The sequence below is a fragment of the Saccharothrix syringae genome (assembly GCF_009498035.1).
GTDB classification, from domain to species: Bacteria; Actinomycetota; Actinomycetes; order Mycobacteriales; family Pseudonocardiaceae; genus Actinosynnema; species Actinosynnema syringae.
The window spans coordinates 5,935,506-5,958,257 of the sequence record NZ_CP034550.1; the positions used below are offsets into that span (position 1 = coordinate 5,935,506).

Below are 22,752 nucleotides of genomic sequence, written 5' to 3' on the forward strand. Positions count from 1 at the left end.
CGGCGCGTCCCCGCCGTCCTGAAGTCGCGTTGATCGATCCGGCGGGCGGGGGGCAGTGATGGTGGTCAGGGCCTATCGGGTGTCGTCGGTCGACGCGGCGGTCCCCTGGATCCTGGTGGGGCTCGCGCTGGCCGTGGTCGAGGCGGCCGCGGTGCTGCTGGGCGTCGCGGTGTTCCCGATGCGCCACGTCGTCGAGCCGGTCGTCGTCGGTGCCGCCGGCGGGCTGTGGATCGCGTTCGTCGCCGTGGTGGTGGGGCGCCGCGCCGCCTCGCCGCGACCGGCCGTGGCCGGTGCCGTCGGCCTGCTGGTCGAGGCCGGCGCGTTCCTCGGGTTGGCGGCGATCCTGCTGCACGTGCTGCCGGGGTTCCTGATCGTCTACCCCGCGCAGGCCCTGCTCGTCGTGGCCGTCGCCGCGACCGCATCGCTGTCGGGGCCCCCGTCGTGGCGCGCCTCGGTGTGGGCGGGGCTCTCCGCGGGCCTGCTGGGTGGTGTCGTGAGCATGCTCCGGGGCATCGGGGGCACCGGCAGCGAAGTGCTCGTGATCGGCGCGCTGCTGGTGGTCGTGGCGGTCGTGCTGCTGGTGCGCCGCCCCCGGCACGCGCTCATGGCCGTGCCGGTGGCCGCCGTGGTGGCGTTCGCGGTCGCCCCGGTCTACGCGCTGGTGCCGGCGGCGGTCACCGCGCTGTTCCCGGTGGTGGCGGGGTAGTCGCCGAACCCGCGTTCTGCGGTTTCGGGTCCGGTTCCGCGCGGGAATCCCGGAAAGGCAAGACCATGACGCTCACCCCCACCGCGACGGCCTTCACCGCCGCCGTCGCCGCCCGCATGCTGACCCGCTTGCGGCGCAACGGGTAACGCCCGGTCGCTCCCGCACCTCACCCGGCCGCCGCGCGGACCAGCTCGGCGCGCAGGAGCCGGTGGAAGGTGCGGGAGTGCGCGGGGGCGAGGACCTGGAAGTGGTTCCCGGGAACCTTGACGTAGCGGTCGGCACCGTGGGCGTCCCAGCGCCTCAGGTGCCGGAGCCACTGCGCGGCACCGGAGGGCGGCTCCACGTGGAAGACGGTCATCGAGCGGACGCGGCCGGTGGGGCGGTAGTCGCGCAGGAAGGTGTTCGCCACGTGCATCACCTCCGTCCAGGCGATGAACTGCCCGGGGGTGAGGTCCAGCTCGGCCAGCCGGTGCGCGGGCGCGATCCGCATGACGTGCGCCAACTGCTTCTCCGGTGGCAGCTCCACCAGCTCCTCCAGCAGCTCGTCGGCCTCCTCGTCGGTGACCAGGTCCAGCCCCCAGGTGAGGAACAGGGCGCACAGGCCCCGGTCGTGCTCGGCGTCGACCAGCGGCGGGGGCAGGGCCGGTGGCTGGTCGATGACGCCGAGGAACGCCACGTCCTCCAACGCCTTGGCGATCTCGAAGGCCACCAGCGCGCCGAAGGAGTAGCCGAGGATCACGTACGGTCCCCGCGGCTGCCGGCGGCGGATGGCCCCGACGTAGGTGTCGACCATCTCGGCCAGGCTCCGGAACGGCTCCTCACCGGCTTCCAGCCCGCGGGCCTGCAAGGCACAAAAAGGACGGTCGCCGGCGAAGTGCTGGGCGAGGCCGGCGAAGCTCAGGACGTCACCCCCGGCCGGGTGCACGGCGAACAGGGGCGGGCCGTCCCCGGTGGGCTGGAGCGTCACGACGGGGTCGTAGCGCGGCGCGGTCGCGGTGCTGTCGGCGAGCCGCCCGGCCAGGTCGCGCAGGGTGGGCGCGGCGAAGATGGCGGACGCGGGCACTTGCGCGCCGGTGGCCCGGCCGATGAGGTGCTTGAGGCGCAGGACCTGCAACGAGGTCCCGCCGAGGTCGAAGAAGTTGTCGCCGGCGTCGACGGTCGCGGGGTCGCGGGCGAGCAGGTCGGCGACGATCCCGACCAGCGCGGCCTCCCGCGGGCCCCGGGACCCGCCCCGGCGCGGCGGCACCTCCACGGCGGCCCGGTGCTCGTCGTAGGCTCCCGCCTCCAGGCGCTCGCGCATCAGGGAGCGCTGGAGCTTGCCCGAGCCGGTCCTCGGGAACGCGTCCGCGGGCAGCGGCAGGACCAGCGCCGGCGCGAAGCCCCAGTGCGCGGTCACCGCGTCCCGGACGGCGGTCAGCAGGGCGTCGTCGCGGGTCGCCGTGGCGACGGCGATCACGAGCCGTTCGGTGTCGCCGCCGCGCTCGCGGGTGGGGAAGGCGGCGACCTCGCCGGGCACCAGCTCCGCCAGCACGGCCTCGATCTCCTGGCTGTGGTGGTTGACGCCGTTGACGATGACGGTGTCCTTGCGGCGGCCGACCAGCAGCACCCGCCCGTCGTCGACCCTGGCCACGTCACCGGTGCGCAGCCAGCCGTCCGCGGTGAACGCGGCGCTCGTCGCGGCCGGGTCGCCGAGGTAGCCGGGGCTGATCACGGGGCCGCGGAGCTGGAGCTCGCCGGTCCCGCCGGCGGGCAGCACCGCGCCCGCGTCGTCGGTGACGCGGACGGACACGCCGGGCACCGGGTGCCCGACGGCCGCGAAGTCGCGCCCGAGGTCGCCGCCGGGGAACCGCCCGTTGAACAGCACCCCCGCGCAGGTCTCGGTCATCCCGTACGCGGGCCACAGCGCGCCGGGGTCCAGGCCGTGGGGTGCGAGGCGGTCGAGGAACGCGGTGCCGGTGCCCACGGCGTTGGCCTCGCCCCCGGACAGCACGCGGCGCAGGCACGACAGGTCCAGCCGCCGGTGCGGCGGGGTGCGGTTGAGGGCGCCGAGCAGGGAGTTGGGGATCGAGGTCAGGCTCACCCGGTGGGCGTCCACCAGCCGCAGCAGGCGCGCCGGGTCGGGCAGGACCGTCCGCGGGTCGGTGAGCACCTGCGACACGCCCAGGGCGAGGGCGAGCAGGTGGATCTCCAGGGCCACGACGTGGTCGTGGGTGACCCAGTTGAGGGCGACGTCGCCGCCGTGCAGGCCGAGCGCGTGGACGCGGGCCCGGGTGGCGGCCAGCAGGTTGGCGTGGGTGAGCCGGACCGCTTTCGGCCCGCCGGTCGACCCGGAGGTCGGCATGAGCACGGCGGTGTCGTCGGGTCGGACCGGGCGGTCGGCGAGCCCGGTCGGTGCGTCGCCCCGGGGATGGGCGCGCAGTTCGCCCAGGTCCACCACCCGCGCCCCGGGCGGGGTCGGCAGCCGCTCGCGCAGCGCCCGGGTCGTCACCACGACGGGGTGCTCCAGCAGGGCGGCCACCGGGCCGGGCCCGGCCCGGTGGCGCGGGTCGGCCCGCGGTGGCGGGAGCGGGCACACCGGCATGCCGCCCAGCACGCAGGCCCAGAACGCCGGGACGAAGTCGTCGGGCCCCTCCAGCAGCAGGGCGACGGGTGCGCCGGGTGCGCACCCCCGTGCGCGCAGCGCGGCCAGCAGGTGCGACGCCTGGTCGTGGAGGGCGGCGTAGGAGTGGAACGCGCCCGCGGGCACGTCGTCGCCGAGGCAGAAGCGCACCCCGCGCGCCGGGTCGCCGGCCGCGGCCCGGGTCAGCAGGTGCGACAGCAGGGTGGCGTGGGGAACCTTCGTGGGTGCTGTGTGCCGCATGGGTTCTCCCTGTTCGTGGCGCGTGCTCAGCGGTGCAGGCGGTGGTGGTGCAGGTCGTGCCCCAGGACGTAGAGGTGGGCGGCGGCCTGCAACAACGTGTGCCGCGCGGGGCGGTGGACGCCCATGGACGGCACGACCGCCGCCCGCACCCCGTGCGCGGCGTAGGTCGCCTGCACCGGGGGCGTCATCGACGCGCGGGGCCCGATCTCGACCGCCGTGACCGTGCCGCCCGCGGCCTCCGCGGCGGCCAGCACGGCATCCTGGACGCGGACCGGGCTGACCAGCGTCTCGGCCCAGTAGTCGGGGCCGTAGGCACCGGAGGACGCCGGCGCGCCGGTCAGCGTGCTGAACACCGGGCGGTCCGGCGGGTGGACCGCGATGCCCTCGACCGCGGCGGCCAGGGCGGCCCGCGCCGACCGCATGAGGGGCGAGTGCAGCGGGTAGTCGCGGTGGCGCACCTGCCACTGCCCGCCGCACTGGCGCACCCGCTCGCCCAGGGCCGCGGCGTCGTCGCGGTCGCCCGAGACCAGCGTCAGCGCCGGGCTCAGGTACACCGCGGGCCACAGCCGCTCCGCCGGGTCGATCAGCACCTCGACCGTGGTCGCGGGCAGGCCCACCGTCACCATGCAGCCGGTGCCCCGCGCCGAGGCCACCGCCTCGCCCCGGCGCACCGCCACCCGCAGGCCGTCCTCCAGGGTCAGGACGGCGGCGGCGTGCGCGGCCGCGATCTCGCCCACGCTGGTGCCCACGACCAGGTCCGGTTCGACGCCCCAGTACCGCCACAGCCGGGTCAGCGCCGCCTGCACGGCGAACAGGGCGGGCTGCGCGACGCGCGGGTCGTGCAGCCGGGAGGCGCCCGGCCCGGCCGTGAGCTGCTCCAGCAGCGACCACCCCTCGCGGTCGCCGACGAGGTCGGCGCAGCGCTTCAGCACGCGGGCGGCGACCGGTTCGCCCAGCAGGTCCACCCCCATCCCCGGCCACACCGACCCCAGTCCGCTGTAGACGAACAGCACCCGGCGGCGCAGCCCCGGTTCGGCCGTGCCCAGGCGCACCCCGCCCGCGCGGGGGGGACCGGCCGCGTCCAGGTACCCCGCCGCCTCGGCGCGGGTCCGGGCGACCAGGGACATCCGCACGGGCAGCCGGAGGTCGCGCAGGCAGGCCGTGCGCACGGTGTCGCGCCAGGAGCCGCCGTCCGCGTCCCCGCGCAGCAGGACGCGGTAGGCGGCCACCGCCTCGGCCAGCTCGTGGTGCGTCGACGCGGAGACGGCGAGCAGTTCCGGCCGCGGTGTCACGACCGCACCTCCCGATCGGCGGCCCACCGGCGGCCGTGGCGCTCGACGGGGGTGAGGTAGGGCAGGTCGTCGAGGGGCTGGTCGGTGCAGAACCGCGTGACGAGGTCGGCGAAGTCGGCGGGGCGCTCCAGGAAGCACAGGTGGTCGGCGTCGCGGAGCAGGGCGAAGGAGGCGTCGTCGAACCGCGCGGCCACCTCGCGCCCCCGGTCGGGCGGGCAGAGCTGGTCGTGCTCGCCGGTGAAGCACAACGCGCGCACACCGGTGACCGGGCCGGGCGGGATCAGGGCGTGCCTGATCATCCGGAGGCTGGCGTCGGCGAACCGGGGCCTCTGCTCGGGCGCGGTGCCGCCGAGGACGTAGGCCAGCACCCGCAGCACGGCGTCGCGGTTGGTCACGAACACGGCCGGGTCCTGGCGGACGAGGAACCGGGCGGCGTGGTGGGCGAACTCGTCGGGCTCGTCGGACTCCAGGGCGTCGGCCATGGCGCGCAGCAGGGCGACGCTCTCGGCGCGCAGGGACGGGCTGTAACCGCACAGGCCCAGTCGGGCGACGCCCGTCGGGTTGGTCCGCGCGTGGCGGTAGGCGACGGCGCAGCCGTACGAGACCCCCACGAGGTTGACCCGTTCGAGGCCGAGCCGGTCGAGCAGGTGACCGAGGGCGAGGCCCAGGAAGTCGAAGCCGTAGGACGCGGGCAGCACGTCGGCGGTGCCCACGCCGGGGAGTTCGACGACGACCAGGGTGGCCGCCCGCCGCCACGGGCGCTCGACCCGGTGGAAGGCGTACATGTCCTGGTAGGCGCCGCCGACGAGGACGATCGGCTCGGTGCGGGCCTCGGCGTTCTCGACCACCCGGCAGGAGTAGGTGAATCCCTCGTAGGTGCACATCTCGATGCGCTCGGCCACCATGCGCGACACCTCCCATCCCCCTTCAGGATTAATCCGAAAGTATGAGTAGTCGATAAGCTGAAGAGGTGAGCGTTCGTAGCTCGTACGGCCCTGCCACGACACGTGGAGTAGAGCCGGCCGGCGAAGGACCCGCAAAAGTGGGGTTCAGGCGTCGGGCGGCGCGCCGAAGGTCTGCCCGATCTTGCGTTGTCGCGGCCGTCGCGGAGGAGAAGGATCGGAGGGTCGGCCCCCGTTCCCCGGAACCCTTGCGCGCCAACGCCGCCGCCTCCGGTCGAAGTGGACGGTCCGGCCGGATCCCCTCACCACGGCCCCTCCCGGGAGACCTCCACATGCCCACTGCCACCACCGCGCCCCCGCGCACGGGCACCGCCATCGCGGTGCTCGCCCTGGGCGGCATCGTCGTCGCGCTGACGCAGACGATCGTCATCCCCCTGCTCCCCCGGTTACCCGGCCTGCTGCGCGCGTCGCCGGCCGACGTGGCGTGGGTGGTCACCGCGACGCTGCTCGCCGGCGCGGTCGCCACGCCGGTGGTCGGCCGGTTCGGCGACATGTACGGCAAGCGCCGCATGCTGCTGGTCAGCCTGGCGCTGCTGGTCGTCGGCTCCCTCGTCGGCGCGCTCAGCGACGGCCTGGCCCCGATGCTGGTGGCGCGGGCGCTCCAGGGCCTGTCGGCCGGGGTGATCCCGCTGGGCATCGGCATCATGCGCGACCAGGTGCCCGCCGAGCGCCTGGGCTCGGCGACCGCGCTGATGAGCGCGTCGCTGGGGGTGGGCGGCGCGCTGGGCCTGCCGGCCGCGACCGTGCTGGCCGAGCGCGCCGACTGGCACCTGCTGTTCTGGATCGCCGGCGCCCTGGGCCTGGTCACCGCGGTGCTGGTGGTCCGGCTGGTGCCGGCGACCGGCACCCGCAGCGGCGGCCGGTTCGACCTGGTCGGCGCGCTCGGGCTGGCCGGCGCCCTGGTGTGCCTGCTGCTGGCGGTGTCCAAGGGCGCCGACTGGGGCTGGACCGCCGGCCTCACCACCGGCCTGGCCGGCGCGGGCGCCGCGGTGCTGCTGGCGTGGGGGTGGTGGGAGCTGCGCGTCGCGCGGCCGCTGGTCGACCTGCGGGTCTCGGCGCGCCGCCAGGTCCTGCTGACCAACGTGGCCGCCACCGCCCTGGGCTTCGCGCTGTTCGCGGTCTCGCTGGTCGTCCCGCAGCTGGTCCAGCTGCCGACCGACACCGGCTACGGGCTGGGGCAGCCGCTGGTGGTCGCGGGCCTGGTGCTGGCGCCGTCCGGGCTGGTCATGATGGCCGCGGCCGGGCTGTCCGCCCGCGTCACGGCCGCCCGGGGCCCGAGGGCCGCGCTGCTGCTGGGCTCGCTCGTGGTCGCGGCCGGCTACCTGCTGGGCACCGCGCTGATGTCGGCGGTGTGGCAGTTGCTGCTGGTCTCCGGGATCGTCGGCGCCGGGGTCGGGCTCGCCTACGGCGCGATGCCCTCGCTGGTGATGGCCGCCGTGCCGGTGTCGGAGACGGCGGCCGCGAACAGCCTCAACAGCCTGGTGCGGGCGGTCGGGACGTCCCTGGCGGGCGCGGTGACCGGGGTCGTGCTGGCCGGGACGACCACCGGCGGCGCGCCCTCGCAGGCCGGTTTCCGGCTGGCGATGGCCATCGGCGCGGCCGCCGCCCTGCTCGCCGCCGCGACCGCCGCGGCCCTGCCGGCCCGCGCGGGTGGCGGAAAGCACCGGCCGGCCACCGGGGAATTGTCGCGTTCACCGAAATAGGGGGACTTCCTCCCCTTGTGGCGCAATATGATTGCCCCATGGACAAGGGCGATCTCGTTCCCGATTTCACGTTGTACGACCACAAGGGCCAGCAGCGGTCACTCTCGGAGTTCACCGCTGCCGGCCCCGTGGTCCTCTTCTTCTACCCCGCGGCCATGACCCGGGGCTGCACCATGGAGAGCTGCCACTTCCGCGACCTGGCCGCCGAGTTCGCCGAGGTGGGCGCCCAGCGGGTGGGGATCAGCGCCGACGCGGTCGACCGGCAGCGGGAGTTCGCCGAGGCCAACGGCTTCGACTACCCGCTGCTGTCCGATCCGGACGGTGCGGTGGCCAGGGTGTTCGGGGTGCGGCGCAAGGTGGCGCTGCCCGGCCCGCTGGCCGCCCTGCGGACCCGCCGCTGGACGTTCGTCATCGGCACCGACCGGCGGATCATCGCCGTCATCAAGAGCGAAACGCAAATGGAGGCGCACGCCAACGAGGCGCTGGAGGTGCTGCGCACCGCCGCATGAAGTCGAGGTCCCGGTGGCAATTGCCACCGGGACCTCGTATTCCCATCCCCGGGCGCGGTTTCCGGGGATCAGGCCGTGCTGCCCACCGACCGCGCCGCCACCGGCAACCGATCGCCCTCGTCCACCCGGGGACCGACCCGGATGACGCGGTGGGTCGGCGGCGGCGCGGTCCCGTCGACGTGGGCGGTGAACGGGATGCCGTCGTCCTTGCACACGAAGTGCATCACCTGGCGGCCGGCGGCGGCCGCGCGGATCAGCCCGCCGGTCGTCGCCCACACGCCCGACTGGTAGAAGTCGCGCAGCCCGGGCAGGCCCGGCCCGTGCTTCTTGACCAGCTCCTCCAGCGTCTCGCCGCTGTCGACGAACGGCTGCCAGCCCAGCACCGTGCCGTCGTAGTTGCCGGTGTAGCGGACCTGGGTCAGCGGCGTCGACAGGTCGCGGGTCACCACCGACTCGGTGATGCCCGGGTAGCGCTTCTCCAGGTACTCCATCAGCGCCAGCCTGGTGCGGCGCTTGGCGTGGTAGTACTCGCGGCCGTGCCGGACCGGCAGGGTGTGCAGCACCTCGCCGCCGCGGCTGCGGGTCACCTGCTCCGGGAAGTCGTCCACCTCGCGCCAGGGCGCGATGTCGGCGAAGTAGGTCATGTAGACCACGGTGGTGCCGTCGGGCGACAGCTCGGGGTAGTGCGTGCTGCGGAACTGGATGTTGATGCTGCGGTCGCGGATGCCGACCAGGTCGGCGGCCTCCTCCTCGGTCAGCAGGTGCGTGGTGCACGGGTCGCCCTCGGGCACCGGCCGGTTCAGGCCGAGGAACAGGCAGACGTAGCCGGGGAACACCATGCCCGGCTTCTTGATGGTCTCGGTGTAGAGCTCCCGGTACTCGTCGTTGAGGTACCGGCCCTTGAGGAACTTCATCATCGTGGTGTGCCCGTCGGCGGCGGAGACCACGATGTCGGCCCGGAACTCCCGGCCGTCGTCGAGCCGCACGCCCGCGGCGCGGTCGCCCTCGACGATGATCTCCTCGACCTTGGCGTTGTAGGTGACCCGCCCGCCGAGCCGCCGGTAGCGCTGCTCGATGGACTTCGCCAGGCCCAGCGACCCGCCCTCCGGCACGCCCGCGGACAGGTTGGCGTGCGAGGCGAGCTGGAAGTAGAACGGCAGCACCGGGAACGCCGAGTGCTTCTCGTACAGCACGTAGTTGAACGCCTCGCGCAGCAGCGGGTCCTGGAACCGCTTCGAGTAGTCCGTCATCAGGGTGCTGATGGACTTGCGCACCACGTTGAAGTACGGGATGAACGAGGACAGCATCCTCGTCTTCTCCAGGAAGCCCATGATGCCGACGGGCTTGAGGAACGGGTACACCGCCAGGGCCCGGCGGAACTTGCGCAGCCCGGCGCAGAACTCGCGGACCGGCTTGGCGTCGGCCGGCGACAGCTCCAGCAGGTGGGCTTCGAGCCGGTCGGGGTCGGAGTAGAAGTACACCGAGCGCCCGTCCCGGCCGCGCACGATGTTGAACACGTCGAAGTGGCGCACCTCCTTGCCCTGCAACGCGCCCAGCTCCAGCCAGATCTGGTGCATCTCGTTGCCCGGCCCGCTGCCCAGCAGCCAGCTGATGCAGCAGTCGAAGGTGAAGTCGCCCCGGTCCCACGCGGTGCAGCAGCCGCCGGGGATCTCGTGCATCTCGAAGATCTGGCTGTCGTAGCCGTTCATCTGCGCGTAGCACCCGGTGGAGAGCCCACCCAGGCCGGCGCCGATGACGATCATCGTCTTGCGTCGCGCGGTCATGTCCGTGTGGTCCTCGCTGTCGGTCGGGCGGCCCGTGGGCGCTCTGAGGTGTCCAGTTGGGGGAGGTCGCCGAGCTTGCCCGGGTGCCACGGCTCGGTGCCGCCGCTGACCTCGGCGCGGAACGGCACGCCCAGCTCGCGGCAGACGTACTGCGCGGCGAACCGGCCGGACGCGGCGGCCCGCAGCACGCCGCCGCTGCCGACCCACTGGCCGGCCAGGTGGAACCCGGACAGGCCGGGCAGCGCCAGCCTGTCCTTGGCGACCAGGGCCTCCACCAGGTCGTCGGCCCTGGGCGACTTCCAGCCCAGGATCGAGCCGCGGTGGTTGCCGGTGTAGCGCTCGGTGGTGGCGGGGGTGGCCACCTGGACCACCTCCACCCGCTCGTCGATGCCGGGGAAGCGGCGCTCCAGGAACTCCCGGACGAACGCCCCGAGCCGTTCCTTGAGGTCCCAGTAGGCGCGCCGGTCGGTGGACCGCAGCCCCTTCCAGGTGTCGTAGTCGCTGAAGTAGGTGCACTGGATCAGCGACCGGCCCTCGGGTGCCAGCCCGTCGATCAGGCGCGACCGCAGGTGCACCACCACGCTCCGCTGGAGCACGCCGGGCAGCCGGGCCAGGTCCTCGTCGTCCAGCAGGTAGGTGGTGCTCGGCGGCTCGTCCGCGGGCACGTCGCCGCGGAAGCCGACGAACACCGACACCACCGACGGGTACAGCTGCTCGTGGTCGGGCAGCACCTCGGTGAACAGCTCCTCCAGCCGGGGGTTGGTGTACTCCCCGCCCAGCATCTTGTTCACCGTGGTCAGCGTGTCGCAGGCGGAGACGACGTGGTCGGCGTAGTGCCGCTCGCCGTTGCGCAGCTCCACGCCCACCGCGCGGCCGTCCTCGACGAGCACGCGGGCGACCCTGGCCCGGAAGTCGATGCGCCCGCCGAGGGTGTAGTAGCGCTCCTCCACCGACCTGGCCAGCCCGAGCGACCCGCCCTGCGGCAGGCCGACGTTGCCCTTGTGCGCCTCGGCCATCGTGTAGTGGAACGGGATCACCGCGAAGTTCTGCGGGTCCTGGTAGAACATGTTCCGCATCGCGGTGGCCAGGAACGGGTCGCTGAGCGTGTCGGTGAAGTCCGTCATCTGCTTGGCGGTCCGCGCGAACAGCCGCAGCGCGGGCAGCACCTGGCGGGCCAGCTTCAGCTTCTCCCGCCACGGCATCAGCGGGGTCGGCCACAGGAACGGGTGCAGCTCCAGCTTGAGGAACCGGCGCAGGTCCGCGCAGAACGCCCGGATCCTGTCCGCGTCCGCCGGCGAGCACGCCTCCAGCTCCGCCTGGAGCCGGTCGGGGTCGGTGTAGAAGGTGACCTCGCGGCCGTCGGTGGAGACCACCCGGTTCATCTCCTCGAACCGGGTGATCGCCTTGCCGTCGAGCGCGCCGAGCTCCTGCCACACCTGGTTGGCGTGGTTGCCCGGCGCGGTGCCGTTGAGCCAGTCCAGGCAGTAGTCGAACAGGTAGCCCTCGCGGGCCCAGGCGGTGCAGCAGCCGCCGGGCAGCACGTGCGACTCGAAGATCCGCGTCTCCAGGCCGCTCATCTGCCCGTAGCAGCCCATCGACATGCCCGCCATGCCCGCGCCGATCACGATGACCCTGGGGCGGTCGCCGGGAGCGCGCGTGCGGCGCTCCCAGACGACCCTGGTGCTACGCGACATCGGTGGCGACCCCGGTCCCCAGCGCACCGCGCAGCAGGTCGGCGTTGCGCGCCAGGTGCTCGCCGTCGAGCATCTCGGCGTGGGCGCCGGACCCGGCCAGCACGGTGGTGCCGACGGTGGAGCTGCCGTGCCAGGTGCCGCGCGCGGCGGCGCCGTAGAACTCGACCTTGTTCTCGTCGGAGATCACCGTGACCGGCGCGGACACCTTCCCCAGGTTCGGGGTGCGGCTGGAGAACTGCAGGTACTCGCGCGCCTGCCGCATGGTCTCCTCGGCCACCGCGTCCGACCCGGTGTGCCGGTGCAGGTGCCCGGCCAGCTCGGTCTCGAACTCGGCGATGTTCTCCTCGGCGAGGGTGAACCGCTCCGGGATGCGGTAGGAGTCCATGATCACCACGTTCGCCGAGACGTGGCCGCGCGCCTCCAGCTCCTTGGCCACCTCGAAGGCGAGGTTGCCGCCCAGCGAGTAGCCGAACAGCCGGTACGGCCCCTCGGCCTGGAGCGATTCGACCAGGTCCGCGTACTCGGCCACCTTGCCGTCGCCGGGCACGTAGTTGAACGCGGCGAGCCGCTGCTCGGGCAGGTGCGCGGACAGCAGCCGGTAGACCAGGCCGTGGCCGCCCGCCGGCGGGAAGCAGAACAGCGTGTCCTCCCGGTCGGGGTTGAACAGCAGGTACGGCTTGGCGCCCGCGAGGCGCCCGGTGACGATGTGCTCGACCGTCTTGGCCATGCCGCGCAGGGTCGTGACCCGGAACAGCAGGCTCACCGGGATGGTGACGGCGAACTCCTCCTGCAGGTGGTGGATCAGCTCGATCAGCGTGATGGAGCTGCCGCCCAGCTCGAAGAAGTCCTGGTCCAGGCCGACCCGGTCGACGGTGAGCAGGGACTGCCAGTGCTTGGCGGTGCGCACCTCGTAGAGGGTGACCGGCGGCTCCAGCTCGCCCTCGTCCTGCCGGTCGGGCATGGGCAGCGCGTCCACGTCGACCTTGCCGTTGGGCGTCAGCGGCAGCTCCGGCACCGCGACCAGGTGGGCCGGGATCATGAACGTGGGCAGGTGCTCGCCCAGGTGGGCGCGCAGGGCGCGGGCGTCGAACTCCACGCCCTCCGCCGGGACGACGTAGCCGAACAGGGTGTCCTCGCCGCGCGCGTCGGGGCGCACCAGCGCCACCGCCTGCGCCACGCCGGGCCAGCGGCCCAGGTGCGTCTCGACCTCGCCGACCTCGACCCGGTGGCCGCGCACCTTGACCTGGCCGTCGGCCCGGCCCAGCAGCTCGACCCGGCCGCCCGCGGCCCAGCGGGCGAGGTCGCCCGTCCGGTACAGCCGGACCTCGCGGCCGGCCAGCTCGCGGGTGACGAAGCGCTGCGCGGTCTGCTCGGGGTCGTTGAGGTAGCCCGCGGCCACGCCGGCGCCGCCGATCCACAGCTCGCCGACGACGCCCTGCGGCACCGCCTCACCCCGCTCGTCGAGCACGTGCAGCGCGGTGTTGGGGAACGGGCGGCCGATCGGCACCACCCGGCCGGGCTCCAGGTCGTCCACCGGGCCCTCGAAGTAGGTGCTGTCGATGGTGGCCTCGGTCAGGCCGTAGGAGTTGACCACCCGGGTGTCGGGGCCGGCCAGCGCCTTGAGCCGCCGGTACTCCTCGACCTTCCACACGTCCGAGCCGACCACCAGCAGCCGCATGAAGTCCAGCTTCGAGCCGGTGCGCTCGCAGTGGGCCATCAGGCCGCGGACCACGGCGGGGACGAACTCGGCGGCGTTGACGCCCTCGGCGACCATCGTGTCGTACAGGCGCTCGGTGTCGAAGAGCAGGTCGCGCGTCACCAGCACCAGCGTGCCGCCCGAGGCCAGCGCCCGGACCAGGTCGCCGGTGAACACGTCGAACGCGAAACCGGCCATCTGCAGGTGCACCCGCGCCTCGGTGTCCAGCCGGTACTCCTGCCGCCAGGCGGCGAAGGCGGACGCGAGGTTGCGGTGGTCGACGCGGACCGCCTTGGGCGTGCCGGTCGAGCCGGAGGTGTAGATGACGTAGGCGGGGCTGTCCAGGCCGACCGGCTTGAGCTTCGCCTTGCCCTTGGTCGGGACGCCCTCGTCGGCGGTCAGCTCGGCCACGTCGGTGGCCGCCACCGCCAGCCCGGCGAGCCGGTCGCGGGTGGTGGCGTCGGCGAGCAGCAGCTCGACGCCCGCGTGGCGGACCATGTGGTCCAGGCGCTCGGCCGGGTACTCCGGGTCCAGCGGCAGGTACGCGCCGCCGGCCTTGAGCACGGCCAGCAGGGTGACCACCAGCTCGGCCGACTTCTCCAGGCACAGCGCCACCACCGAGCCCTCGCCCACGCCGCGGGCGCGCAGCACCCGGGCCCGGGCCGTGGCCCGCCGCTCCAGCTCGCCGTAGGTGAGCCGGTCGGCCTCGCCGCCGCTGTTGGTCGCGGGCGGCGTGACGACGGCGACCACGTCGGGCTTGGCCGCCGCGGCCGCCGCGATCAGGTCGGTGACCGGCGCGTTGGCGGCCACCGTCCGGTCCGCGCCGCTCCACTCGTCCACGATCACCGCGCGCTCGGCCGGCTCCAGCAGGGCCAGCTCCGCGATCGGGGTTTCCGCGGTGGTGCGGGTCAGGCTGTCGAGCAGGGTGACGTAGTGCTTGGCCATCCTGGTCATCGTCTCGGCGAAGAACAGGTCGGTGTTGTACTTGAACACGCAGTGGAAGCGCTTCTCCGCCTCGTCCTCGTAGGCCGAGAGGGTCAGGTCGAACTGGCCCTCCTCCTCCGGCAGCTCGATGTAGTCGAGGTGGTAGCCGTACTTCTCGGTGGACACCTTGTGCACCAAGAGGATGAACATCGCCTGGAACACCGCCGACCGGCTCGGGTCGTGCCGCAGGCCCAGCTCGTCGACCAGCATGACGAACGGGTACTCCTGGTTGTCCAGGCCGTTGAGGACGGTCGAGCGGACCTGGTCGAGCAGGGTGCCCACGTCCGGGTCGCCGGACAGGTCGGCGCGCAGCGGCAGCGGGTTGACGAAGTAGCCGTAGACCGAGGCGAACTCCTTCTCGGTGCGGCCGGTCACCGGGCTGCCGACGATGATGTCGTCCTGCCCGGAGTAGCGGCTGAGCAGCAGGTAGTACGCGGTCAGCAGCACCACGAACACGGTGACGTCGTGCTTGCGGGCCAGCTCGTGCACCCGGGCGCTCAGCTCGGTGTCGAGGGTGAAGAACTCCGAGGCGCCGTTGTCGGTCTGCACCACCGGCCGCGGCTTGTCGGTCGGCAGGTTGAGCACCGGCGTGCCGGCGGGCAGGTGGTCGCGCCAGTACTCCAGCATCCGGCCCGCGTCGGGCCCGGCCAGGAACCTGTTCTGCCAGTTGAGGAAGTCCAGGTACTGGGCGGCGGGCTCCGGCAGCTCCACGGTCTCGCCGGCGCGCATGCCCTCGTAGACCGAGAGCAGCTCCTCGATGAAGGTGAACGTGGAGATGGCGTCGGAGACGATGTGGTGGACCGCCTTCATGATCACCCAGCGGTCGGGGCCCCGGCGGAACAGCCGGAAGCGCACCAGCGGGTCGCGCTCCAGGTCGTAGGGCGCCCGGTACTCGCCGATGATCATGTGGTAGATCTCGTCCCAGTCCCGGCCCTCGACGTCGAACAGGGCGGTGTCGGGCTCGACCGAGTCGGAGATGACCTGGACCGCCTGGCCCTTCTCCATGGTGAAGTTGGCGCGCAGCAGCGGGTGGCGGGCGATCAGCACGCGCACCGCCTCGAACATCAGCTCGGGGTCCAGCTCCGCGGCCACCTCGACCGCGCCGCCGATGTTGTAGGCGAAGCCGTCGGGGTTGAGCTGCTTGAGGAACCAGATCGCCTTCTGGTTCTGGGTCAGCGGGAAGCGGTGGTCGTCGGTGAAGATCTCGACCGCCGCCTCCTCCTGGTCGCCGGTGGCGGCGTGCGCGATCAACCCGGCGTGCACCTGGTCGACCAGCTCGGCCACCGGGGTGCCGCTGAGCAGCGCCACCACGGGCAGGCCCACCTTCAGCTCGGTGGTGATCCGGGCCCGCAGCTCCATCGCCAGCAGCGAGTCCAGGCCCGCCGCGGTCAGGCCCGCGGCCGGGTCGACCTGCTCGGTGGGCACCCGCAGCACGTTGGCCACGATCGAGGTGAACCGCTCGTTGACCAGCTCTCGGCGGGTCTCGGCGTCGGCGGTGCGGAAGGCGTCGAGGAAGCTGCCGCCCTCGTCCGGGCGGTCCTCCGCGGCGGCCGCGGCGAGCGTGGTCACCAGCGGCGGCGGCGTGCCGTACCAGGACAGGAACACCGGCCAGTCGACCACGGTGGCCACCAGCAGCTGCGGGTCCTCCTGGCCGATCACCCGCTCCAGCGCGGCCATGCCGGCCTCGGGCGAGAGCGAGCTCATGCCGCGGCTGACCCGGTAGTGCTCGACCAGGCCCAGGTCCTCGATCATGCCGGTGGCCCACGGGCCCCAGTCGATGCTCAGCGCGGGCAGGCCGCGGGCGCGGCGGTGGTGCGCCAGGGCGTCGAGGAAGGCGTTGCCCGCGGCGTAGTTGGCCTGGCCCGCGGTGGTCAGCAGCGAGGCGATCGAGGCGAACAGCACGAAGTGGTCGAGCGGTTCGTCGCGCAGGTGGTGGTGCAGCAGGTAGGCGCCCCGGACCTTGGGGTCGTGCACGGCGTCGAAGCTCGTGCGGTCCATCGCCGGGATCAGCGTGTCGCGCACGTGCCCGGCGAGGTGGAACACGCCGTGGATCGGCCGGCCGTGGTCGCGGCGGTAGTCGGCCAGCCACGAGGTGAACGCCCGCTCGTCGGTGACGTCGACCGGGGCCAGGATCACCTGGGCGCCCTGGGCCTCCAGGTCGCGGACGAACCGCACGGCCCGGCCCACGGCGGTGTCCCGCTCGATCATGCCCCACCAGGCCCGCTCGGGCAGCCGGGTGCGGCCGACCAGGATCAGCCGGCGCGCGCCGCGGGCGGCCAGCGTCCGGCACAGCAGCCTGCCCAGCGCGCCGAACGCGCCGGTGACCAGGTAGCTGCCGTCCGCGCGCAGCCGCAGCGGCAGCGGCTGGGTCAGGTCGGGCCCGGCCGGGACGAGGCGGCTGGTGTGCCGCCCGCCGCCGCGCAGGGCGATCTCGTCGACCGCGCCGACGCCCTCGACCTCGGCGTCGACCGGCGCCAGCACCTCGCGCAGCAGCGCGTCGACCTCGGCGCGGCGGGCGTCGGCGCCCTCGGGCGCGGTCGGGTCCAGGTCGACCAGCTTGCCGCGGTGCGCGGTCAGCTCCTGGTGCCACAGCACCCGGCCGATGCCCCACGCCCGGGCGCCCAGCGGCCGCACCGGGTCGCCGGCGGCGACCGCCTGCGCGCCGCGGGTGACCACGTGCAGCCGGCCGGTCAGCTCGCCGGCCAGCAGCGACTGCGCGACCGTGACCAGCGAGTACGCGCCGGGGCCGGTGGTGCGGTCGAGGTCGGGCGCGGACAGGCCGTCCAGCTCGGGCAGGTCCAGGTTCCACAGGTGCACGACGCCCTCGAACCCGCCGCCGTGCTCGTCGGCGAGGTCGGCGACCAGCCGCGACAGGTCGGCGGGATCGCCGGCGGACACGGTGGACTCCCACCGGCCGCGCCGGTAGCCGTGGCCGTGGCGCACCAGGTGGCAGTGCCTGCCGGCGCCGCGCAGCGCGGCGGCCAGCTCCTCGGCGACGCCGCCGGTGTCGGCCAGCAGCAGCCAGGTGCCGTCGGCGGTCTCGGGCTCGGGTGCGGGCGGGCAGGGCGTCCAGGTCATCTTGGCCAGCCAGCTGTCGATGGTGGACTGGCCCACCGCCGTGGCGGCCTTCTCCACGTCGGCGGCGCGGAAGCCGCGCACGTGGCCGAGCGGGGTGCCGTCGGCGGTGTAGACCAGGATGTCGCCGACCAGGTCGCCGCCGTCGCGGTCGGTGATCACCGCGTGGGCCCACAGCTCGCGGTCGCCGACCGGGTCCAGCCGGACCTCCTTGATCGACAGCGGCAGCCGGATGCCGCCGTCGGACCCGGCCGCGCCGTCGGACAGCAGCGGGGTCAGCAGGGTCTGGAAGCACGAGTCGAGCAGGACCGGGTGCACGTGGTGCCCGGCGGCGTCGAGCCCCTCGGTCGGGCGGATGCGGGCCAGGGACTCGCCCTCGGACACCCACACCTGCGCGATCCCCTGGAACGCGGGGCCGTAGTGGTAGCCCAGCCGCGCCAGCTCCGCGTAGGCGTCGGGGCCCTCCAGGACGCGCTGGGCCCGGGCGCGCACGGCGTCGAGGTCCAGCGGCGCGACCGCGGCGCCGCGCTGGCCGGTCAGCACGTTGCCCGCCGCGTGCACCACGCGCTCCCGCGCGCCGTCGGTGACCGAGGCGACGGTGAACCCGGCGTTCTCGCCGGAGAACGACAGCCGCACCGGCCGGGACTCGGTGTCGGACACGAACAGCGCCTTGCGCAGCTCCAGGTCGGCCACCGCCGCCGACGCGCCGCCGGTCATCGCGCGCACGGCCTGCACGGCCATCTCGATGTAGCCGGCGGCCGGGAACAGGGCGTTGCCCTCGATGCGGTGGTCGTCGAGGTAGGGCAGGTCCTCGACGTCGAGCCGGGCCTCCCAGGTGGGCTCGGCGCCCTCGACGCGCCGGCCCAGCAGCGGGTGGTCGCGCCGGCCCAGGCGGATCTGCTCGACCGGCTTGGGCTCCACCCAGTAGCGGTCGCGCCGCCACGGGTAGCGCGGCAGCGGCACCGGGGCGCCGGCGGGCTGGAGCACGTCCCAGTCCAGCGCCACGCCCAGGGTGTGCAGCTCGGCGAGCGAGCGGGTGAAGCGGGCGGGCTCGTCCTCGTTGCGGCGGATCGAGGGCACCGAGCGGCCCTCGACGCCCGAGGCGGCCAGGCACTCGGCGATGGAGTGCGCGAGCACCGGGTGCGGGCCGATCTCCAGGAACAGCCGGTGGCCGTCGGCGGCCAGCTCGTCCATCGCGGCGCGGAACCGGACCCGGTCGCGCACGTTGTCCCACCAGTAGGCGGCGTCGAGCTCCGGGCCGCGGGCGCGGCCGGCCCGGCCGGTCAGGTAGAGCGGGATCGTCGCCTCCCGGCCGCGCAGGTCGGCCAGCGAGGTCAGCAGCTCGTCCTTGATCGCCTCCATGCGGGCGCTGTGGTAGGGCACCCGGACGGTGAGGAACTTGGCGAACACGCCCTCCAGGGTCAGCGCCTCGCGCAGCTCCTCCAGGGCGTCCTCGTCGCCCGCCAGGGTGACCGCGGACGGGGAGTTGACCGCGGCGACGGAGACGCGGTCGCCGTAGGGCAGCACGCGGGCGTTGGCGGCGTCCTCGGGCAGGCCGACCGCGAGCATGGTGCCGGTGCCCACGAGCTTCTGCTGGAGGCTGCTGCGGTGCAGCATCACCTTGACGGCGTCCTCCAGGGTGTAGACGCCCGCCTCGTAGAACGCGGCGGCCTCGCCGGTGCTGTGCCCGACGATGGCGACCGGGCGCACGCCGCGCGAGCGCCACACCGCGGCCAGGGCGATCTGCACGGCGAAGTTGGCGGGCTGGGCCAGCCACGTCTCGGCCATCGCGGAGTCGGCCTCGTCGGCGGCCATCATCTCGATCAGCGACCAGCCGGCCTGCCTGCGGATCTCGGCGTCGACCCGCTCGATCACCTCGCGGTAGACCGGCTCGGACGCCAGCATGCCCCGGCCCATGCCCCACCACTGGGGGCCCATGCCGGTGAACACCCACACCGGGTCCTGCGGCTCGGCCGGGACCTGGTTCTCCACCACGTCGGGGTGCGCGTCGCCGCGCTCGCGGGCGGCCAGCGCCTCGACCAGGTCCTCGGTGGTGGAGTAGGCGACGGCGAGCCGGTGCTCGTGGTGCTGGCGGCGGTGCGCCAGGGTGTGCGCGACGTCGGTGAGTTCCGCGCCGTCGGCCAGCTCGCGGCGGATGCCGGCGGCCAGCTCGGTCAGCGCGCCGGGGTCGCGGGCGGACAGCGGCAGCACGGTGCGCGCCGGGGCGGCGGGTCGGGCGTCGGCGGACCGCTCGGCGCGTGCGGGCGCCTCTTCGAGCAGGACGTGGGCGTTGGTGCCGCCGAAGCCGAAGGAGTTCACGCCCGCGCGCGCCGGGCCCTCGTGCTCCGGCCACGCCACCACCTCGGTGGGGATGTCGAACGGCAGCGCGTCCAGGTCGATCTTCGGGTTGACCTCGTTGAGGTTGATGTGCGGCGGGATCAGCCGGTGCTTGAGCGCCAGGGTCGTCTTGATCAGGCCCGCGATGCCCGCGGCGGACTCGGTGTGGCCGATGTTGGTCTTGACCGAGCCCACGTAGCAGCGGGAGCCGGGGGCGCGCCCCTCGCCCAGCGCGCGGCCCAGCGCGTTGGCCTCGATCGGGTCGCCGACCGGGGTGGAGGTGCCGTGCGCCTCGACGTACTGGAGGTCGCCGGGGGTGATGCCCGCCTCGTCGCACACCCGCCGGATCAGCCGGACCTGGGCGTCGGCGTTGGGGACGGTGATGCCGTTGGTGCGGCCGTCCTGGTTGACGCCGGTGCCGATGATCACCGCGTGGATCGGGTCGCCGTCGCGCTCGGCGTCGGCGAGCCGCTTGATGGCCACCATGCCCACGCCCTCGGCGCGCACGTAGCCGTTGGCGTCGGCGTCGAAGGTGCGCGAGCGGCCCTCCGGCGAGAGGAAGCCGCCCTTGGTCTCCGCGATCGTGTACTGCGGGGTCAGGTGCAGCAGCGTGCCGCCGGCCAGCGCGATGCTCGTCTCGCCGCGCAGCAGGCTCTGGCAGGCCAGGTGCACCGCCACCAGCGACGAGCTGCACGCGGTGTCGATGGAGACGCTGGGGCCGCGGAAGTCGAAGCAGTACGAGATCCGGTTCGACACCATCGTCATCATCGTGCCGGTGGCGGTGTGCGCGGCCAGGGTCTCGAAGCTCAGGTCCGCGAACTGCAGGATCTTGTAGTCCAGGGTGAACGCGCCGACGTACACGCCCACGTCCGTGCCCGCCAGCTCACCGGGCCGCTGCCCGCCGTCCTCCAGCGCCTCCCACGCGACCTCCAGGAGCTTGCGCTGCTGCGGGTCCATGTACTCGGCCTCGCGCGGGCTGATGCCGAAGAACGCGGGGTCGAACTCGTCGAACCCGTCGATGTAGCCGCCGCGCCCGCCGACCAGCCGGCCTGGCTTGGCCTTGTCGCGGCTGCCCAGCGTCGCCACGTCGTAGCGGTCGGCCGGTGTCTCGGTGATGCAGTCCTTGCCGTCGAGGAGGTTCTGCCAGAAGGTGCGGTAGTCCGAGGCACCACCGGGCAGTCGGCAACCGATGCCGACGATCGCCAGGCGGTTGTCCCGGGAGGCCGGGGAAATGCTTTCGGGCATGAATCGGGGTCCTTTGCGGTGGCAGCGCGACCTGGCCCCGCCACGAGGGCGTGAGCGGTATTCGGCACGTGGGGGTCAGCGGTCGCTGGAGAAATGTCCGGCGCGGAAGTGGTGAGCGGAGTTCGGTCGGTCAGGGCAGGGATTTCGACCTGCGGTCGCGGAGCTGGTCACGCCTTCTCGGGCGGAACGGGTGCAGGAAGCTGTAGAAGAAGGACTCCGTGCGCGGGAACGACATCGGGTCGAACAGGCCGATCCCGCGCGGAATGCGCCCGGGCCGCCAGGTGTAACTGCGGAAGAGGTGGTCCCAGATGGCCAGGTCGGAACCGTAGTGACCGGCCTCCTGGGGATTGTTGCTGTGGTGCAGGCGGTGCTGTTCGGGGCTGGCCAGCAGGTGGTTCAGCCACCCGATGCGCACCTCGACGTTGGCGTGCGTGAAGTAGCCCTGGGCGGTGACGAACATGCCCACGACGAGGACGGAATCGGCGGAGAAACCGGCGAGCGCGAGCGAGAGCTGGACGACGCCCTGGGCGATGATGATGTCGAAGACGTGGTTGACCCCGTTGTTGGCGACGTTCACCTTGTCGGGCACGTGGTGCACGCCGTGGAAGCGCCACAGGAACTTGTTGGTGTGCCCCAGCCGGTGCATGGTGTAGCTGCCCAGCGAACCGAGCAGCAGCGCGGCGGGGACCTCGGCCCACATCGGCCAGGTCGGCTCCAGCGGCGCGACCACGCCGATCAGCAGCGTGACGAAGAACTGGGCGATGGCCGCACCCACCGCGGTGAGGATGAAGTAGGCCCCGTACCAGCCCCACTCCTTGGCGTCGGGGTGCCAGTCAGGGTTGTGCGGGATGATCCGCTCCAGCACGGCGAAGTAGCCGATCACGCCGACCAGGAACAGCGGGCTGACCAGCGACGGGTCCCACCCCAGCAGGACCACCGCCGCACCGGTGGCCGCCACCAGGAGCAGGAGGACCGGGTAGGCGGCGCGGCGCAGCACCCCGTGCGCTGTCGACGGTTCGCGCACTGCGGGCGTCGAGGTGACCACATGCCCTCCTCGGGTGCGTGGTGACGCGCGCGGGTCGACGCGCGTTCGAATTCCGTTGGCTTCCGGCTTCCGCCGGGACCACCCGGCCGCGGTCGACGACGATTGGCGACTGCCGGGCGGGACCGCCACTCGCGACGCCCCCGGACCTCGTCGTCCAGGCGGGGCTTGAATCGGGGCGGAACCGCTCCACCGATCGCTAATGACTCGGTCACTGTACGTTTTCGCTCGACCGGCACTCAAGTGATCGCACGAACGGGCTGCCCGTTCGGCCCCTAGGTGAATTCCCCGATCGGACGGGGGCGAGGAGTGCCTCAAGATCGTCCGCCATGCGGACCTAAACACCCGTAACACTCCATTGAGGACCGATGGTTCACGGCAGGTGGGGGCGGGAATTCCACCCGAGTGATCAACTCACTTCACCCGGGCACGCCGCGAATCTGCGGTTTGGGCTTTCGGGGCCAGGGCCTGGGTGAAGCGTGACACAGGCCACAGGATGTCACTCGAACGAACTAGGGGGAGGCCCCGTCAACGCTTTGGAGTAACCGGAACCGGGCGCCGAGGCGAATGCGGGCGACCTTCGGGACTCCGCGACCGGGGGTACGCAAGGGCAGCACGGGGGCCGGCGGGCGGTACCAGACGTCCCACGTCCGGATCAATGGCGAAATTGGCGTGACTTGCTTAACGGTCGGTTCACACGTCTTTACCGGGAGGCAAAGCAGGGCATTCGTGAATTTTGCTCACTTGCCCGGCACGTCGCCGACATGCGCAAAAGCCCCGCCGACGCGTCGGCGGGACCGTGCGGCCCTCCTGGGAGGCCGTGCGGCACCACGACCCCGGCGTGGACCAGCACCACGCCGGGG

At 73.3% G+C, this 22,752-nt stretch carries 10 protein-coding genes; 3 read left to right on the forward strand and 7 right to left on the reverse strand.

Annotated elements, in window-relative coordinates; genetic code table 11:
- Positions 1-58 precede the first annotated feature (58 nt).
- Entirely contained in the window at positions 59-706 is a 648-nt protein-coding gene (locus tag EKG83_RS25510) for a hypothetical protein (protein WP_033434301.1), read from the forward strand.
- A 166-nt stretch (positions 707-872) separates the two neighbouring features.
- Here EKG83_RS25510 and EKG83_RS25515 read toward each other — a convergent pair whose 3' ends face one another.
- Genes EKG83_RS25515 through EKG83_RS25525 form a run of 3 tightly spaced genes read right to left on the reverse strand, consistent with a single transcriptional unit; the run spans position 873 to position 5,763 of the window.
- Positions 873-3,566 carry an AMP-binding protein gene (locus EKG83_RS25515; protein ID WP_051766695.1) on the reverse strand — a complete coding sequence of 898 codons (2,694 nt, stop codon included), beginning with the start codon at positions 3,564-3,566 and terminating at the stop codon, positions 873-875.
- A gap of 26 nt (positions 3,567-3,592) precedes the next feature.
- Positions 3,593-4,858, reverse strand: a complete 1,266-nt coding sequence (locus EKG83_RS25520; RefSeq protein WP_033434302.1) for an acyltransferase domain-containing protein — start codon at positions 4,856-4,858, stop codon at positions 3,593-3,595.
- Positions 4,855-5,763 (reverse strand): alpha/beta fold hydrolase, encoded by a 909-nt coding sequence (locus EKG83_RS25525; protein WP_051766696.1) that lies wholly within the window; start codon positions 5,761-5,763, stop codon positions 4,855-4,857. The genes EKG83_RS25520 and EKG83_RS25525 overlap by 4 nt, the downstream gene beginning before the upstream one ends.
- A gap of 329 nt (positions 5,764-6,092) precedes the next feature.
- On the opposite strand from EKG83_RS25525, the gene EKG83_RS25530 reads away from it, so the two are divergent.
- Positions 6,093-7,523 (forward strand): MFS transporter, encoded by a 1,431-nt coding sequence (locus EKG83_RS25530; RefSeq protein ID WP_051766697.1) that lies wholly within the window; start codon positions 6,093-6,095, stop codon positions 7,521-7,523.
- A 38-nt stretch (positions 7,524-7,561) separates the two neighbouring features.
- Positions 7,562-8,032, forward strand: coding sequence for a peroxiredoxin (locus EKG83_RS25535; RefSeq protein WP_033434303.1), 471 nt, complete (start codon positions 7,562-7,564; stop codon positions 8,030-8,032).
- A gap of 68 nt (positions 8,033-8,100) precedes the next feature.
- Here the strand turns inward: EKG83_RS25535 and EKG83_RS25540 are convergent, their stop codons facing one another.
- The 4 genes from EKG83_RS25540 to EKG83_RS25555 form a co-directional block, all read right to left on the reverse strand.
- Positions 8,101-9,816, reverse strand: coding sequence for a phytoene desaturase family protein (locus EKG83_RS25540; RefSeq protein ID WP_051766698.1), 1,716 nt, complete (start codon positions 9,814-9,816; stop codon positions 8,101-8,103).
- Positions 9,813-11,510, reverse strand: a complete 1,698-nt coding sequence (locus tag EKG83_RS25545) for a phytoene desaturase family protein (RefSeq protein ID WP_051766699.1) — start codon at positions 11,508-11,510, stop codon at positions 9,813-9,815. The genes EKG83_RS25540 and EKG83_RS25545 overlap by 4 nt, the downstream gene beginning before the upstream one ends.
- A complete protein-coding gene (locus EKG83_RS25550) occupies positions 11,500-20,847 on the reverse strand; it encodes a non-ribosomal peptide synthetase/type I polyketide synthase (protein WP_033434304.1) in 9,348 nt (3,115 codons plus the stop codon). The genes EKG83_RS25545 and EKG83_RS25550 overlap by 11 nt, the downstream gene beginning before the upstream one ends.
- Positions 20,848-20,977: 130 nt before the next feature.
- Entirely contained in the window at positions 20,978-21,892 is a 915-nt protein-coding gene (locus tag EKG83_RS25555; protein ID WP_211269229.1) for a sterol desaturase family protein, read from the reverse strand.
- Between the last annotated feature and the right edge of the window lie 860 nt (positions 21,893-22,752).